We start from the raw sequence: 15,720 nt of genomic DNA, 5'->3' as shown, positions 1-15,720 counted from the left end.
GGCTGAACGTACGGATGGGTCTGAAGTGACGGTTGAGGTATCGTGCCCCTCATGAAACTACGTCTGTGGGGCGCCTCGGTCGCCGCTGCCTGCGTGCTGGGACTGGCGTCGTCGGTCGCGGTCCAACCGGCTTCGGCGACACCGTCTTCCGGGGCCGGGGTCACGGCGTTCTTCACGGATTCGACGACGATCGGGAGCGGGCTTCCCACCGTCAACCGGATCTCCGGTATCGATCGGACCGGTAACGGCAACTACGTGATGATCGCCGAGGACGTGCTCCCGGCTCGCTTCTTCACGGCGTCGATCGGGTACACCTCGGTGACCGCGTCCTTCACCGGGCAGCCGCGGATCAACGGCGGCGGCACGGTCCTCGGCCCGTGGTTCCTCCCGTTGCTGCCCGGACAGGCCCAGTTCGAGGGCATCCGCCAGTCCGCGGGCGGTTACACCGTCGTCAGCGGCGGCAACAACCAGTTCGTCCGGCAGATCGGGCCCATTGGACAGGTCCTCCGCGACCTTCCGCTCCCGTCGGTGTGGCGCCCGTCGTCGAAGTCGGGTCTGGCAGGCCAGCTCGGACTCACCGGCGTGGCCGTCGGACCCCAGGGTCAGGTCAGCGTCCTGACCGCCGGCGGACTCCGGCAGGACGCCGCACGATCGGCCCGTCTGCTGACCTTCGGCAAGACCAATCGCGAGTTCGTCTATCGCACCGACGCCAACAAGGTGGCCGCCGATGTGCTGGCCATCAACTCGACGGACTTCCTCGTGCTCGAACGTGGCCCGGGCAAGCTGTCGAACATCTTCTGGACGACGACCCGGGGCGCCACCTCGGTGACGAACAAGAAGAAGCTGAGCGGACGCGAGAAGGCGATGACCAAGCGCCGCATCTTCTCGACCACCGCGACGCCCCACTTGCTCACCGGCAACATGTCGGGACTCGCCTGGGGCAACTGGCACCCCGACAACCCGTTCGCGAAGACCCGCACCCGCACCCTTCTCGTGGTGTCGGACAACGTCGGATCGCCCAATCGCCTCCACTCCTTCGAGGTCCAGATCCCGAAGTAACCCCGCTCCCTGAATCCGAAGGAACGATCCGGCCAACTGCTCCCTGAGGAGCGCCCGGAGCTTGCGGAGGGAGCGTCACGAAGGGTCTTCGCAACCCGACTCACCAAGACCCTTCGTGACGCTCGCAAGCTCGCTTCTCAGGGAGCAGGTGGAGACGCTCCCTGAGGAGTGTCCGGAGCTTGCGGAGGACACGAAGCCGTCGCTCCCTGAGGAGTGTCCGGAGCTTGCGGAGGACACGTCTCGAAGGGTCAGCAGTGCCCCACGTCACTGCCGTCAGGGTGGGGTCAGGGTGTTACCTGATGGCCAACCGGCGCAGGATTTGGCACCGTTGAGGGCATGACGACGACTGATGTGGCCGCTCGAGACGACGGTGGCGATGATTTTGGGACGCCGAAGCACGCGGTTGCTGCCGGGGCAGACAACCTTTCCAAGCGGTACGGCGTCGGCGACACCGCCGTCGAGGCCCTGAAGAGCGTCTCCATCTCGTTCCGGGAGGGCGAGTTCACCGCCATCATGGGGCCGTCGGGGTCGGGTAAGTCCACGCTGATGCACTGCCTCGCCGGTCTCGACGTCGCGAGCGACGGCAAGGTGTTCATCGGCGACACCGACCTGACGGCGTTGTCGGACAAGGCGATGACGATGCTGCGTCGCGACCGCATCGGTTTCGTGTTCCAGGCGTTCAACCTCGTGCCGACGCTGACGGCCAAGGAGAACATCACACTGCCGGTCGACATCGCCGGCCGCACCGTCGACACCGAATGGTTCGACGCCGTGGTGGCCCGACTCGGGATCACCGACCGGCTCGGTCATCTGCCGAGCGAACTGTCCGGTGGTCAGCAGCAGCGCGTGGCCTGTGCTCGTGCGCTGATCGGCAAGCCGTCGATCATCTTCGGCGACGAGCCGACGGGCAACCTGGACTCCCGCTCCTCGGGCGAGGTGCTGTCGATCCTGCGGGCGGCGACCGACGAGTTCAAGCAGACCGTCGTCATCGTGACCCACGATCCGCGCGCGGCGTCGTACGCCGATCGAGTGGTGTTCCTGGCCGACGGCCAGATCGTGCAGGAGCTGTCCCGGCCGTCGGCCGACGACGTCTTCGAGGTCATGAAGAACCTCGACAACGTGCCTGCGCCCGACACCGCCGAAGCGCTCTGAGCCGTGGCGTCCTCCACGGTGATGCGCCGGGTCTCGCTACGGAACCTGCGCGCCCACAAGCTCCGGCTGTTCCTCACCCTCTTCTCGATCGTCCTCGGCACCTCGTTCGTGGCCGGGTCCATCGTCTTCACCGGGTCCATCTCGAAGGCCTTCAATGACATCTTCGACAGTGCGGCGCAGGGTGTCGCGGTCGAGGTGACCCCGGCCGACCGGCAGTCGCCGGGTGTGCCGAACACGATCGTGGACCAGCTCCGCGACCAGCGTGCCCAGTTCGGCATCGACAAACTCGTCGTCAACAACAATGGCCTGGTCACGGTCGCCGACTCCGACGGCAAGGCCATCCAGACCGGTGGCGCCCCGAGCGTGGGCAGCACCTACATCCCGCCGGCGGAGGCGCTCGACCCGGACGAGTCGCGGATCCCGCCGGGTGGACGCGGGCCCGAGAACGCCGGCGAGATCGTCTTGAACACCTCGGCGGCCGAGGCCGCGGGGCTGAAGGTCGGGTCGAAGACGAAGATCGTCGTCGGGCAGGGCAACTCGGAGCCGCTCGAGGTCACCGTCGTCGGCCTCGTCGACGCGCCCAGCTCGACGGGTGGTTACGTGAACGCCCAGTTCGACGCCGCGACGTCGGCCCGCCTGTTCACCGACGGTGAGCACGTCGGCGTCGTCGACATGTCGGCCGTCGCCGGGGTCACCCCGGAACAGTTGCAGGAACGGATCATCTCCGCACTCGGCGCCGACGCCGATCTCTACGACGTCCGCACCGGTGACCAGGTCCGCGAGGACCAGAAGGCGCAGGTCAACGAGTTCCTGCAGATCTTCCAGTACATCCTGCTGGCGTTCGCCGCGATCGGTCTGGTCGTCGGCACGTTCATCATCTACAACACCTTCTCGATGATCGTCGCGCAACGGAATCGGGAGTTCGCGCTGCTCCGGGCGGTCGGCGCGAGCCAGCGCCAGGTCTCGCGCTCGGTGCTGTTCGAGGCCTTCGTCGTCGGTGTCCTCGGCGGAGCGCTCGGTCTCGCCATCGGCATCGGGCTGGCGGCCGCCTTGAAGGCCATCACCAGTGCGACGTCGGGCCTGCCGGACGGTGAGCTGGCGATCGGTCCGGATGCCATCCTCGCCGGCATCCTGGTCGGCGTCGTGGTGACGATGGTCAGCGCATGGGTGCCGGCGGCGCGAGCCGCCCGGGTGCCGCCCGTGGAGGCCATGCGCGCATCGGCCGCCGAGGGGTCGGCCTCGTTGCGCAACCGCACGATCATCGGCGCGGTCATCGGTGTCGCGTCGATCGCCGCGATCGTGGTCGGCGCAATGGGTGAAGGTGCGGGCCCCGCGATCACGGTGGGTGCCGGCGCCGCGGGCGCGGTCCTGTCGGCCGTCCTCATCGGCCCGGCGATCGCGCGTCCGTTCGTCAGCGTGCTCGGCCGGGTCATCGGTGCGCCCTTCGGCATGATCGGGCGCCTCGCCCGGACCAACGCGGTCCGCAACCCGCGGCGTTCGGCCGCGACGGCGTTCGCGCTCACCCTCGGGCTGATGCTGGTCGCGATCATCGGCACCCTCGGACAGTCGTTCAAGGGCACGGTCGACGACGCCGTCGACGCCGGCATCACGGCCGACTACATCGTGGCCGGAACCAACCAGTCGCCGCTGCCGCCCGCGGTGACCGGGGCGATCGACGGTGTGCCCGGCGTCGCCGAGGTGGTGTCGTTCGGCATCGTCCAGGCCAAGGTCGAGGACAAGTCGGAGACCGGGTTCTCGGCGCTCGGCGGTCCGCTGAACAGCGTGACCGTGATGGACATGCAGGACGGCGCGTCGTCGGATCTGCCCGCTGACGGGATGCTGATCAGCGAGCGGACCGGAAAGGCGAACGGCTGGCAGCGTGGCGACGTGGTCACGTTCACCTCCGCGACGGGCGAGCAGGTCCAGGTCCCGATCGCCGGCGTCTACGCGGACAACGAGGCGCTGCAACCGTGGGTCGTGGGTCCGGACGTCTACGAGAAGCTGGTCCCGCCCTTCGCGCGGGTCAATGTCACGCTCTTCGTGAACGCCGCGCCGGGCACCGACCTCGAGACCCTGCGCACCGATCTGGAGAATGCGACGTCGGACTACCTGACGGTGCAGATCCAGGACCGGGATCAGTTCAAGGGCCAGATCTCGTCGCAGATCGATCAGATGCTCGGCACGCTGTACGCGATGCTCGGGCTGGCACTGCTGATCGCCGTCCTCGGCATCATCAACACGCTCGCGCTGTCGGTGGTCGAACGCAAACGCGAGATCGGGATGTTGCGGGCGATCGGCATGATCCGAGCCCAGGTGCGCCGCTCGATCTACCTCGAATCGGTGCTGATCTCGATCTTCGGCGCAGTGCTGGGTGTGCTCCTCGGGACCGTCATCGGCGTCGCGTTGGTCCGCACGCTCGCCGAGTGGGGCCTGGGCGCGCCGGTGATCCCGTGGTCGCTCATCGCGATCACGCTGATCGCGTCCGCGGTGGTAGGGGTGCTGGCCGCGTTGTGGCCGGCCGTCCGCGCGGCGCGCACCGGACCGCTCGAGGCGATCGCCGACATCTGACGCAGGTTCGTGGTGGTCGGGTCGGGGATCGGTCCGGGATGACAGAATCGTCCGCATGACCCGACCACCAGAGGGCGATCCCAACGATCCGCGGAACGATCCGCCGGAGACCCGTCAGTTCGATCCGGACTTCGACCCGTCGGCACCGCCGTCGCAGGCCTACACCGAGCAGCAGCCCGGGCAGCCGTATCCGGGTCCCTACACGGAACCGCACCAGGCCGGTCAGCCCTATCCGGGTCCGTACACCGAACCGCATCAGCCGGGACAGCCGTATCCGGGTCACTACACCGAACCCCAGTATGGCGACCCCCAGTACACCGGCGGGTCGCCCTACGGTGCCTCGCCCTACGACGCGCCGGCCGGTGGTGAACCGCCCCGCGGTTCCGGGTCGAAGGGCCGGACCATCGGGCTGGCGCTGGTCGCCCTGATCGCACTCGTGGTCCTGGGTCTCGTCGTCGTGCTGGTCACCCGCTCCGGCGACAACGACTCCACCAGCGCGGCGTCATCGTCGACCACCGAATCGAGTGATCCGGCGACGACGAGCGAGACGACGTCGTCGAGCACCCCGACCACCGAGGAGACGACGTCGACCACGACGACGACTCAGCGCTCCGGAACCATCACCTACCAGCTGACCGGCAACGGGGACGTCGTCGCGCTGACGTTCACCCGCGGCCAGGGATCGCCGACGGTGATCCCGGCGATCGGCTCGCCGTGGTCCCAGCGGGTGCAGCTCGAGGGAACCCGCGCGAGTATGTCGGCCATCGTGATCCGCGGACCGGTGTCGTGCGCCATCCTCGCCGACGGTGAACAGCTGGCCGCCGCGACCAGTCAGGGCGGCACCCTCAACTGCACCGCGGACCTCGCCGCCGAGTAGTTCAGCCGCTGGGTGCGGAGGTGGCTTCGACTCGGGGCTTCGCTTGGTTCAGTCCCGGCTCAACCAGCAGTGGCCTCAGCCAGACGCCACCGGACTCTGAGCACGTCAGCGTCGACGCAGGACGAGCACGAGGTTGGTGCCGAGGACGTCCCGGAGCACCGGCACGCGCATGACCCACCACATCCAGCGCGGGATGTAGCGGGGGAATGCCGCGACGAGGTCGGCGCGCCCGGCACCGGTCGCCGATCGGGCCCAGCGCACCCCGTCGGCGGCGGAGACCGCGAACAGCGATGTGCCGTACAGGTTCTTGGGTGGATGACCGTGGCGTCGGGTGTACAGCCGGGCCGCCCGATGGCCGCCGAGATAGTGCGTCAGGCCCATCTCGTGACCACCGAACGGTCCCCACCACAGTGTGTAGCTGATGATGACGACGCCGCCGGGACGCGTCACCCGCAGCATCTCGTCGGCCATCTCCCACGGCGTCGGTGTGTGCTCGACGACGTTCGACGACAGGCAGACGTCGACGCATCCGTCGGCGAAGGGCAGGGCCTGGCCGGAGCCGCGGACCGATCCGCGATGCTCGAGCCCACCGGCGTGCATCTCGGTGGGATCGGGTTCGACGGAGACGTAGTGCGCGCCGCGGTCCCGGAAGGCGTCGGCGAAGTATCCGGGACCGCCGCCCACGTCGAGGACCACAGATCCGCCCATGTCGGGGACGAACGCCTCGACCATGTCAGCGGTGTCGCCGGCGAGCGCGCCGTAGAAGCGCGCGGGATCGGATTGTTCGTAACGGAAGTCGTTCAGCAGTCCCGCGGCGCGTCGCAGGGTGGCGAGCCGGGCCATCCGCGCGCCGCCGGGAAGTGAAGTCGTCATCGTCGGGTCACTCTAGTGGGGTGTCTCGGCGACAGGTTCCTCGCCGGGCGGTCGCGCGGCGGATTCCGGCGCTCATGGCCTGGTCGGTAGGCTGACGGACAACATGCGCACACCGTCGAACATCCTGCTCCTGTGCTGGCGGGACACCCGCCACCCTCAGGGCGGCGGCAGCGAGACCTACCTGGAACGGGTGGGCGCCGAACTGGCTCGACGCGGCGCGAACGTCACCTTCCTCACGTCCGCGTACCCGGGGTCGCTGCGCCACGAGCACCGGGACGGCATGCGGTTTTTCCGCGCCGGCGGTCGGATCAGCGTGTATCCGCTCATGCTCGCAACCATCGTCGCGGGCCGGCTCGGGTTCGGCCCGCTGTCGGGGTGCCGCCCCGACGTCGTCGTGGACACCCAGAACGGTGTCCCGTTCTTCTCGTCGCTCGTCTCACCGGCTCCGACGGTCGTCCTCGTCCATCACTGTCATCGCGAGCAGTGGCCGGTCGCCGGCCGTCTGCTCGGCCACATCGGGTGGTTCCTCGAGTCGCGGGTCTCGCCGCGCGTCCATCGGCGCAACCGATACGTCACGGTCTCGACGCCGTCGAAGTCCGAACTCGCCGCGCTGGGGGTCGATGCCGGGCGGATCGCGGTCGTGCGCAACGGGATCGATCCGGTACCTCACGGTATCGAGGCGCCCGCGCGCACCGGGGCGTCGACTCCCGGTGTGCCGGTACGACTCTGCGTACTGTCGCGGCTGGTGCCCCACAAGCAGGTCGAGGACGCGTTGACCGTACTCGCCCGGCTGCGTCGCGACGGTGTCGACGCCCGTCTCGATGTCATCGGCGGTGGCTGGTGGTCGGACGAATTGCACCGTGCAGCAGCCGAACTCGCGGTGACCGACGCGGTCACCTTCCACGGCCACGTCGACGAGCGCCGCAAGCACGAACTGCTCGCCCTAGCCCGGGTCCACCTCATGCCGTCGCGCAAGGAGGGATGGGGCCTCGCGGTCGTCGAAGCCGCCCAGCACGGTGTCCCGACGATCGGTTACCGCAGTGCCGCCGGACTCGCCGACTCCATCGACGACGGGCGTACCGGGCTCCTCGTCGACGGTGTCGACGAACTGGCCAGCGCAACAAGGAAACTCATCGACAACCCGGACGAGGCGCTTCGACTCGGCCGCAACGCGCAGACCACGGCCAGCCGCTACTCGTGGTCGGCGACCTGCGACGGGTTCATGGCGACGTTCGACGCCGTGCTGTCCGACGCGCGCCGCTGATCACACCGACGCCGAGACCGACGAGGCCGGTGATGAGCAGCGCGGCCCATACGAGGTGCGCACCGATGGCGATCGCACGGTCGGTGGCGTCGGCGGAGCGATCTGCCGCGTCGCCCACCTGATACAGCCTCAGATCCGACCCGTCGAACACAAGCCGTCCGGCGGCCGCGAGTTCGCCAGGCGGAGAACCGTTCTGGACCAGCACCCACCCGACGCCGAGCTCGGCGAGCGCTACCGGAGAGCCGCCGGACTCCAGCACCCGCGTCACCGCTGCGGCATGCTCCCCGGCCGGGTCGATCACCTCGCCGTCCACCCGGAGTTCACCGGATTCGACGACCGGCGCCCGCAGCATCCGTGCGGCGGGATCGAGCGACGGATCGCGCGCGAAGGGGTACTCACGCACCGTGCCGGGAGGCCACAGGGCGACCGAACCCCGGTCCGGCGGCACGATCTCGGCGACCTGCCGCCATTCGTCGGGATAGTCGATCGCGCGCACCGCACCGCCGACCCCCCACGCCAGGTCGGGGAGCGGCGCGACCGCGAGCAGTGCGACCGCGGCGAACGCGAAACCAGACGGGACCCGGCGCCTCGCCGCTGCCACGGCCGCGGCCACACACACCGCGACCGCCGGGACGAGAAGTGCGGCGAACTTCTGCGTATCGCGCAGGAGCCCGCCGCCACCGACGTGCTCGACGACGAACCCCAGGCCGGTGCGGACCGGTCCGAAAGTGCTCAGCATCAACGCGATCGCGGTCACCGCCGCGAGCATGGCGATGGCGCGCACCAGCGGGTCCGACTCCGTACGACGACGCCACAGGTGACCGGCGCCGACCGCGACGACGAGGAGCAGGCCGAGGGTGGCCACCGCGGCCCACCCGATGCTCCGACTCGCCGGCACCGCGTCGGCGTTCCAGATCCCGCCCAGCGACAGGGCCGTACCCACGGGGCCGAGCCACGGCTCGGACCGCAGGCCGAATGCCTCCACCCCGGCGGCCGCGGACGTGGTCGGGGCGTCGGAGATCACCGACGTCAGCAACCAGGGCACGGTGCTGAGGAGCCAGAGCGCAACGACGGCCATCGTGGGTCGCAGAGCGATCGGACGGGCCACGAGCGCCGTCGCCAGCACGACTCCGGCCAGGACGGAACCGGTAGGTGTCAATCCCGCGACGGCGAACAGCCCGCCCAACTGCAGAATTCGGACGGTGTCCGCTCGAGCGTCCGGTCGCCGGGTGGCTTCGACTCGGCTCCTCGCTTCGCTCGGTGCCGGCTCAACCAGCGGGGGGACTCGGCTCCTCGATCTCGATGCGCTCCTTCGTCGCTTACTCGACCCGGCGGCTTCGCTCGGTGCCGGCTCAACCAGCGGGGGGCGCCCACGCAGATCCAGAATCGCGACGAGAATCCACCCCAGTGCCGCATAACCCGCCAGCAGGCTCCAGTGGCCCTGGAGAAGACGTTCGGCGACAAACGGATTCCACACCGAGACGAGCGTTGCCGCCGCGGCGCCGGTGCGCCCGCCGCCCGGGACCAGGCGCGCTGCCAAACGTCCGTACCCGACGCCTGCGCAGACCAGGGCCGCGGCGAGGACCGCCAGCACGACGATCCCGCCGTCGACGACGGTGCTCACCATCGCGAGGAACCAGTCCTGCGGCACGGCGCGAGGCGGCAGGTCACCGATCCCGAGCGTGGTGTCCGTGACATGGGTGCGCGGCGTGGACACCGCATCGCGGTACAGCAGGTACCGGTCGCCGGCCCCGATCAGGCCGGGCAGCAGCGGTGCCAGGATCGCCGCGGCCGCAGCGACACCGGTGCCGTACAGAACCGGCAGCAGTCGTCGGGGGGTCACCGCGGCGAGCCGATCAGAAGTGGTGGGTGTCCGAGGGTGCGGGGGCGTGCACCGGGTCGTCGTCGTAGTCGGACTCGGTGATGCCGTACGACCGGGCCAGATCCAGGATCTTGGTCGCCCGCGCGATCCGCGGCAGGTCGGAGCCGTTGCGGATCTCGCCGCCGTCGCGCTCGAACTCGGCGAAGAACTCGCGCGCCCAGGTGATCTCGTCCTGAGAGGGGGACAGTCCCTCGTTGACCTGCGCGCACTGGCCCGGGGTGAGGCAGATCTTGCCGGTCATGCCGAACTCGGCACTGACCGCGGTCGCCTCACTGAGCTTGAGCGCGCTGGAACCGACCGTCGGGCCGTCGATGGCGCTGGGCAGGTGGGCGGCCTTCGCGGCGATCGTGAAACGCGAACGGGCATAGGCCAGGGTCTGTGGGTTCTCGCCGAAGCCGGTGTCGCGGCGGAAATCCCCGATACCGAACGCGAGACGGAACGTGCCCTTGGTGGCCGCGATCTCGCTGATGCGTTCCAGCCCGCGTGCGGTCTCCACGAGCGCGACGATCGGCAGGCCGGGCAGTCGCTTGGCGGTCTCGGTGACGTGGTCGACGGACTCGACCATCGCCAGCATCACCCCGCCGACGGCGGTCTGCGACAGCGCCTCGAGATCATCGGCCCACCACGGTGTGCCGAATCCGTTCACGCGAACCCAGTCTCCGGCGCCGGGGCCGGCGGTGCCGTCCTTCGGCCCGAGCCAACGGACGACGTTGTCGCGCGCGGAGACCTTGTCCTTGGGAGCCACCGCGTCCTCGATGTCCAGCACGACGATGTCGGCGCGCGAACGCGAGGCCGGCTCGAACTTGGCGTAGTGGGAGCCGTTGACCAGCAGCCAGCTCCGGGCCAGCACCGGGTCGATGCGCGAACCGATGTCGGTCGACTCGGCGTCGTAGGTGGGGTTGTCGTCGTACATCACGGTCTCTCGGTCCGGTGGACACGCGCGATCGGGGGGACCCGCGTTCGGCAACAGCCTTCCCATCGTTGCCTATGCCCGACTGCCCGTGCAAAACCCGGCACGCGTACCTCGTACCCGCCCCGCGCGAGACCGCGGCGGCGTAGTCGGCACACTTGGTCCATGCAGCAGACGCGCCGGACGACGGGCACGGTCGGCGCCGTCGGGTCGGTGGCGATCGGGTCGATGGTGGCCAACGTCTGCATGTACGTGGTGCACCTCGTCGCGAGTGCGCATTTCCTCGACGTCAGCGAATACGGCGAGTTCGCGGTGCTGCTGTCGGCGATGCTCGTGCTGGGTGTGCCGGCGATGGCGCTGCAGAACGTGATCGCCCGGGAGGTCGTGCTCGGCGGTGACGAGGGACGGCTCCGCGCGCTGGGTGTGGTGACGACGTGCTGGGTCGTCGTACTCACCGTCGTCGCCACCCCGCTGGTCGCGCTGCTGTTGCGCACCGACGTCGCGACGACGGCCGCGGCACTCGCCTCGGCGCCCCTGCTGGCGCTCATCGCCGCCGGTCAGGGCATTCTGCAGGGGCGCGGCGAGTTCCGGGCCCTGTCCTGGGTGCTGGCCGTCGTCGGAGTCGCACGATCGATCCCGATCATCGGGGCGTTCGCCGCCGGAGCCGGACCGGCCGGTGGGCTGCTGGCCGGGACGCTGGGTGCCGCCGCGTCGGCGGCCGTCGTCTGGCTCGTGGTCTGGTCGATGTCACGGGCCGGAAGGCCGGGTCGGCCGTCGGGAGCCGCCGGGGTGCTCAGCGTGGTCCGCGCGTCGCAGGTCCAGTTGGTGTTGATCGTCGCGTCGTCGATCGACCTGCTGCTCTCGCCCCGGGTCCTCGACGCCGAGGAGGTCGGGGTGTACGCCCTCGGCGCGATCGCGACGAAGGTGGCCTTCTGGCTCCCGCAGGCGATCGGCGTCGTCTTCTATCCGCGCCTTGCCGACCCCGCACGGTCGTCGGCCTCGTTGCGTCAGGCGGTGACGGTGGTCGCCGGGATCGGGGTCGTCCTGACCGTGCTGGCGGGCGCGGCCGGCCCGGTCGTCCCGTTCGTCTTCGGGGACGGCTACGACGCCTTGGTGCCGATCCTGTGGCTCTTCGCCTACATCGGCGCCGCGCTCGCCGTCCTGCAGGTCGTCTTGCTGTCGGCGATCGCGCGCGACCGGACGCGCGTGGCGCTCGGCACCTGGCTGGTCGTGGGCGCCGAGGTGCTGGTCATCGTCACCCTCACCGGCTCGGTGGTAGGGGTCGCGGGCACCGCCGCGGTGGCCGTCACGATCGCCGCGCTGGGGACGTGGGCGGTCGCGCGCTGAGTCGCCTCGCTCGCACTTGGGGGCAGCGGGACTCCGGACGTTGCCGAGTGCCCGAAGTTTCGGCAGTGTTGTGTCATGAGCGACAACGAGAGCACACAGGTCACTGTCCAACGCACGATCGAGGCGCCCGTCGACGCGGTGTTCGACGTCCTCTCCAATCCCGAACGGCATCAGGCGCTCGACGGTTCGGGTTTCATCCGCGGCGTGGACCACGCCGATCGCATCCAGCAGGTCGGTGACGTGTTCACGATGAACATGTCGGGCGACCACATGGGCGGCGACTACAAGACCGACAACCATGTCACCGGTTACGCCAAGGACAAGCTGCTGGCATGGCAGACCGCCCCCGCCGGCACCGAGCCGCCCGGGTGGGAATGGCTGTGGGAGTTGGAGTCCCAGGGTCCGAACGAGACGCTGGTGCGCCACACCTACGACTGGTCGAAGGTCACCGACAAGAAGTTGCTCGAGAAGGTCAAGTTCCCGCTCGTCACCGAGCACCAGCTGAACGACACCCTCGGCAGGCTCGCCGCCGAGTCGGCCTCCTGACACCGAACCCTGGTCACTCCGGTTGCCCGCCAACGGTTTCCGCGCCACTCCGTCGCCGGAACCGGGCGGGTAGCCAGGCCGGGTTGATCAGTATCAATCCGGCCACCAGTGCCACCAGGCCCAGGACCGCGGTGCCGATCGGTACGAGCCGGCCCCAGATCAGGATCGGGGACGCGAGACCGTCCGCCAGGTCCGTCATCCGGGCCTGTGTGTCGTCGTCGTAGCCGAAAGTCGCGCGCAGATGCGGCAATTCGAAGTCGGCCGGGACGCCGGGGATGCCGTCGGGGAAGCGGTACGCCTCGTCGACGGTGATCGTGGCGTCGACAATGGTGCCGGTCCGGGTGTCGACGGCGAGATCCCACGAACTCCGGTGATGGAGGCTCGCGGTCAACGGCCGGCTCGAGTCGCCGAACCCGAACCACGACGCCGGCCGCGTGATCGAGACGTTCGTGCCGACCGGTCGACCCAGCGCTTCGCGGGCGAGGTCGGTGTCCGGGACCTCGGCGCGGAACCGTGCGACGTCGCGACCTTGCACCTCGGTGTCACCGTCGTGGACCAACGGCACGGTGGTGCGGGTGATCGGGTCGAAGAACTCGCGGTCGGCGGCCGCCGTGTCGAAGGGCAGCAGATAGGTGACGCCGCGACGGTCCGGGACGAGCACCGCGGCCTGACCGCTGTCGTACTGGATTTCCGACGCCCCGCGGGCGGCGAGTCGGGGCAGCGCGTTCTTCCGGTCCAGCGTGACCCGATCCTTGATGGCGTTGACGGTCGCCTCGTTGCACGGTTGTGCCGGGTCATCGGCATCGACACCGGGGCGCGGATCACCGGGGTCGACCTCGCGATCGTCGATGCGCAGCTCCTCGGCCTGGATCGACGTGCCGGCCTGCAGCGTCACCCGGTGTTCGTCGGACGGCTGCACCGCCACGACGCGCTGCTGCCGGACGAGGTCGGCGCCGACGGTACGGGCCGTCCGTGTCTCCAGCGAGCACCGGTCGAAGATCGTCGCGTCGTCGGCCGTGGCGACGGTGGTGAAGTCGGTGCTCAGCGGGATCGTGCGGAACCCGCCGACGAGCAGGGTGGGCAGCGCGATCGTCACCGCGAGCAGGAACGCGCCGACGAAGATCAGGGTCGGTCCCGCGAGGTCCGCCGTCGACCAGCGATGGGGCTCCGGGTGCGACGAGGACGGCGAGGACATGGTGGCGAGGGTACGCAACGCCTCCCGGCTACCCTGTCAGCAGCATGACCAGCACCGACCCCGGCCCCACCAGCCCCGCCACCGCCGAGCCCGCAACGGGTTCCGCCCGGCGGTTCTATCCGCAGCTCGAGGGCATGCGGGCCATCGCCGCGATCGGGGTCCTGGTCACGCACGTGGCCTTCCAGACCCGCGCGGTCGAGATCCCCGTGCTGGGACCGGTCCTCGGTCGCCTCGACCTCGCGGTCGCGCTGTTCTTCGCGCTCTCCGGCTTTCTGCTCTGGCGACCGTGGGTCGACGCCGCGCATCGCGGGACCGGTCATCCGTCGGTGCCGCGGTACTTCCGCCATCGCGTCGTCCGGATCTGGCCGGCCTACGTGGTCGTGGTGACGCTGGTGATCCTGCTGCTCCCCGAGGCGCAGGGAGCGGATGCGCAGGTCTGGCTGGCGAACCTCACGCTCACGCAGGTTTTCGTGCCGCTGACACTGACCGCCGGTCTGACCCAGATGTGGAGCCTCTCGGTCGAGATCGCGTTCTATGCCCTGCTGCCACTCATTGGTTTCGCGCTGCTGCGGCTGCGTGCAGGTCGCCTCGGCGCACGAATCCCGACGCTGGTGGTCCTGGCCGCGCTGAGCCTGGGCTGGGCGTGGGTCGGCACCTCGTTGCCCGTGGCCGACGGTGTGGAGACCAAGAACTGGGTGTTCGGTCACCTCCCGTGGTTCGTCGCGGGGCTGGTCCTGGCCGAGATCGCCGGGGTCCTCGACTCGGCCGCCGGAGCGTCCCGCCCGGGACGCTGGATGGCGCGTGTCATCCGCGTCAGTGCCAACCGCCCACTGATGTTCGGCGTCCTCGTCGTCGCCTACGCACTGGCGTGCACCAGGCTCGCCGGTCCGACGGGTCTCGGCGACGTCACCGAGATCGAGTTCGCCACCAAGATGGTGCTCGGCGCGCTCTGCGGTTATGCGCTGCTTGCTCCGCTGGTGTGCAACGACGGACCGTTCCGCATCCTCACCTCACGGGTGATGCTGGCTCTCGGCAGATGGTCGTACGGGATCTTCATCTGGCACGTCGCGATCCTCGCGGTGGTTTTCCCGCTGTTCGGCATCGTTCCGTTCAGCGGCAACACCCTGTTGGTGCTGGTGATCACCCTCGGCCTGTCGATCGGCGTCGCCGCGGCCAGTTACGCCTTCATCGAGGAGCCGACCCGGAACTGGTTGCGCACTCGGGAGAGTCGTCGTCGTAATCGTGTGCGCCAGGTCCCGCCCGACGCGTCGTCCACGTCGTCCACGTCGTCCTCGCCGCTCTCGTCGGACGACGGACCGTCGTCGACAGCGGAGAAGAACACCAGCCACGCCGTCATCGACACCGCCACGAGCGCCGGTAGCTGAACCCACCACTGTGACCCGTGGTATCCGCCGGAGGCATGCCACGGTCCTGCAGCCAGACCGATCGTCGCGGTCGTCATCGCGACGAATGTCGCTGTGACCCCGACCTTCTGCGGTACCGCGGCGGCGAAGGCGCCGACCAGGACGGCGGCGGCGAGTCCCCACCAGCCGGTCACCAGCCATGCGGCGGCGAGCACGGTGGCGCCGGCAACGAGCACCGTGCCGCGTCCGGCCGGGACGACGACCGGATCACCGGATCGGGTTCGACGCCCCGACGGCCACCACGCGGCGGTGAGGAGCACCGCCATCAGTGCGAGACCGATCGCCAGGGCCCATCGGTACAGCGAATCGAACCGGAAGGTGAGTTCGACGGTCCCGGCCGCACCGGCGGGCACCACCCAGCCCTGTTGCCAGCCGTCGACGACGACCGGCGCAAGCCGCGTCCCGTCGATCTTCGCTTGCCATCCGGGGTTGGTGCTCTCGGGCACGACCAGCAGTCGCTGCGGTCCGCGCTCGACGGTCACCGCACGCCGCACCTCCGACCATTCCGTCACCTGGGGAGCCACCGAGGCCGGCGCCGACACCGGATCACCGTTGACCAGCGAGAGGGCGTCGACGGTGAAGGCGTCGCCGGGGTTGACCGACACCTCCTGCTGGCCCGCGGG

12 protein-coding genes are annotated in these 15,720 nt (G+C 69.6%); 8 read left to right on the top strand and 4 right to left on the bottom strand.

Features of this window, described 5'->3' with window-relative positions:
* Positions 1-51 precede the first annotated feature (51 nt).
* From AS181_RS14305 to AS181_RS14290, 4 genes are all read left to right on the top strand, one after another.
* Entirely contained in the window at positions 52-1,059 is a 1,008-nt protein-coding gene (locus AS181_RS14305; RefSeq protein WP_058252236.1) for an esterase-like activity of phytase family protein, read from the top strand.
* A gap of 336 nt (positions 1,060-1,395) precedes the next feature.
* Positions 1,396-2,211, top strand: a complete 816-nt coding sequence (locus tag AS181_RS14300) for an ABC transporter ATP-binding protein (RefSeq protein ID WP_058252235.1) — start codon at positions 1,396-1,398, stop codon at positions 2,209-2,211.
* 21 nt (positions 2,212-2,232) lie between these two features.
* Positions 2,233-4,779 (top strand): ABC transporter permease, encoded by a 2,547-nt coding sequence (locus AS181_RS14295; protein WP_058252314.1) that lies wholly within the window; start codon positions 2,233-2,235, stop codon positions 4,777-4,779.
* A gap of 55 nt (positions 4,780-4,834) precedes the next feature.
* On the top strand, positions 4,835-5,656 hold the full coding sequence (locus AS181_RS14290; RefSeq protein WP_058252234.1) for a hypothetical protein: 822 nt from the start codon (positions 4,835-4,837) through the stop codon (positions 5,654-5,656).
* 105 nt (positions 5,657-5,761) lie between these two features.
* On the opposite strand, the gene AS181_RS14285 is transcribed toward AS181_RS14290, so the two are convergent.
* Positions 5,762-6,529 carry a class I SAM-dependent methyltransferase gene (locus AS181_RS14285; RefSeq protein WP_058252233.1) on the bottom strand — a complete coding sequence of 256 codons (768 nt, stop codon included), beginning with the start codon at positions 6,527-6,529 and terminating at the stop codon, positions 5,762-5,764.
* A gap of 103 nt (positions 6,530-6,632) precedes the next feature.
* On the opposite strand from AS181_RS14285, the gene AS181_RS14280 reads away from it, so the two are divergent.
* Complete coding sequence (locus AS181_RS14280) at positions 6,633-7,793, top strand: glycosyltransferase family 4 protein (protein WP_058252232.1); 1,161 nt, start codon at positions 6,633-6,635, stop codon at positions 7,791-7,793.
* Here AS181_RS14280 and AS181_RS14275 read toward each other — a convergent pair.
* Together AS181_RS14275 and AS181_RS14270 are read right to left on the bottom strand one after the other, a co-directional pair.
* Entirely contained in the window at positions 7,750-9,636 is a 1,887-nt protein-coding gene (locus AS181_RS14275; protein ID WP_058252231.1) for a hypothetical protein, read from the bottom strand. The genes AS181_RS14280 and AS181_RS14275 overlap by 44 nt on opposite strands.
* A gap of 13 nt (positions 9,637-9,649) precedes the next feature.
* Positions 9,650-10,588, bottom strand: coding sequence for an HpcH/HpaI aldolase/citrate lyase family protein (locus AS181_RS14270; protein ID WP_058252230.1), 939 nt, complete (start codon positions 10,586-10,588; stop codon positions 9,650-9,652).
* Between the two features lie 162 nt (positions 10,589-10,750).
* Between AS181_RS14270 and AS181_RS14265 the strand changes: the two genes are divergently transcribed.
* Both AS181_RS14265 and AS181_RS14260 read left to right on the top strand, forming a co-directional pair.
* Positions 10,751-11,932 carry a polysaccharide biosynthesis protein gene (locus AS181_RS14265; protein WP_058252229.1) on the top strand — a complete coding sequence of 394 codons (1,182 nt, stop codon included), beginning with the start codon at positions 10,751-10,753 and terminating at the stop codon, positions 11,930-11,932.
* Positions 11,933-12,007: 75 nt separating this feature from the next.
* Complete coding sequence (locus AS181_RS14260; RefSeq protein ID WP_058252228.1) at positions 12,008-12,478, top strand: SRPBCC family protein; 471 nt, start codon at positions 12,008-12,010, stop codon at positions 12,476-12,478.
* A 13-nt stretch (positions 12,479-12,491) separates the two neighbouring features.
* Here AS181_RS14260 and AS181_RS14255 read toward each other — a convergent pair whose 3' ends face one another.
* The gene (locus AS181_RS14255; protein WP_058252313.1) at positions 12,492-13,673 is read right to left on the bottom strand and encodes a DUF3068 domain-containing protein; all 1,182 of its coding nucleotides are present in this window, start codon (positions 13,671-13,673) and stop codon (positions 12,492-12,494) included.
* Between the two features lie 44 nt (positions 13,674-13,717).
* Between AS181_RS14255 and AS181_RS24595 the strand changes: the two genes are divergently transcribed.
* Positions 13,718-15,058, top strand: a complete 1,341-nt coding sequence (locus AS181_RS24595; protein WP_082652943.1) for an acyltransferase family protein — start codon at positions 13,718-13,720, stop codon at positions 15,056-15,058.
* Positions 15,059-15,720 lie beyond the last annotated feature (662 nt).

Source organism: Gordonia sp. SGD-V-85 (genome assembly GCF_001456905.1).
GTDB lineage: Bacteria > Actinomycetota > Actinomycetes > Mycobacteriales > Mycobacteriaceae > Gordonia > Gordonia hongkongensis.
The sequence above is the reverse complement of the archived record's forward strand: the minus strand, read 5'-3'. Positions and strand labels throughout refer to the sequence as shown.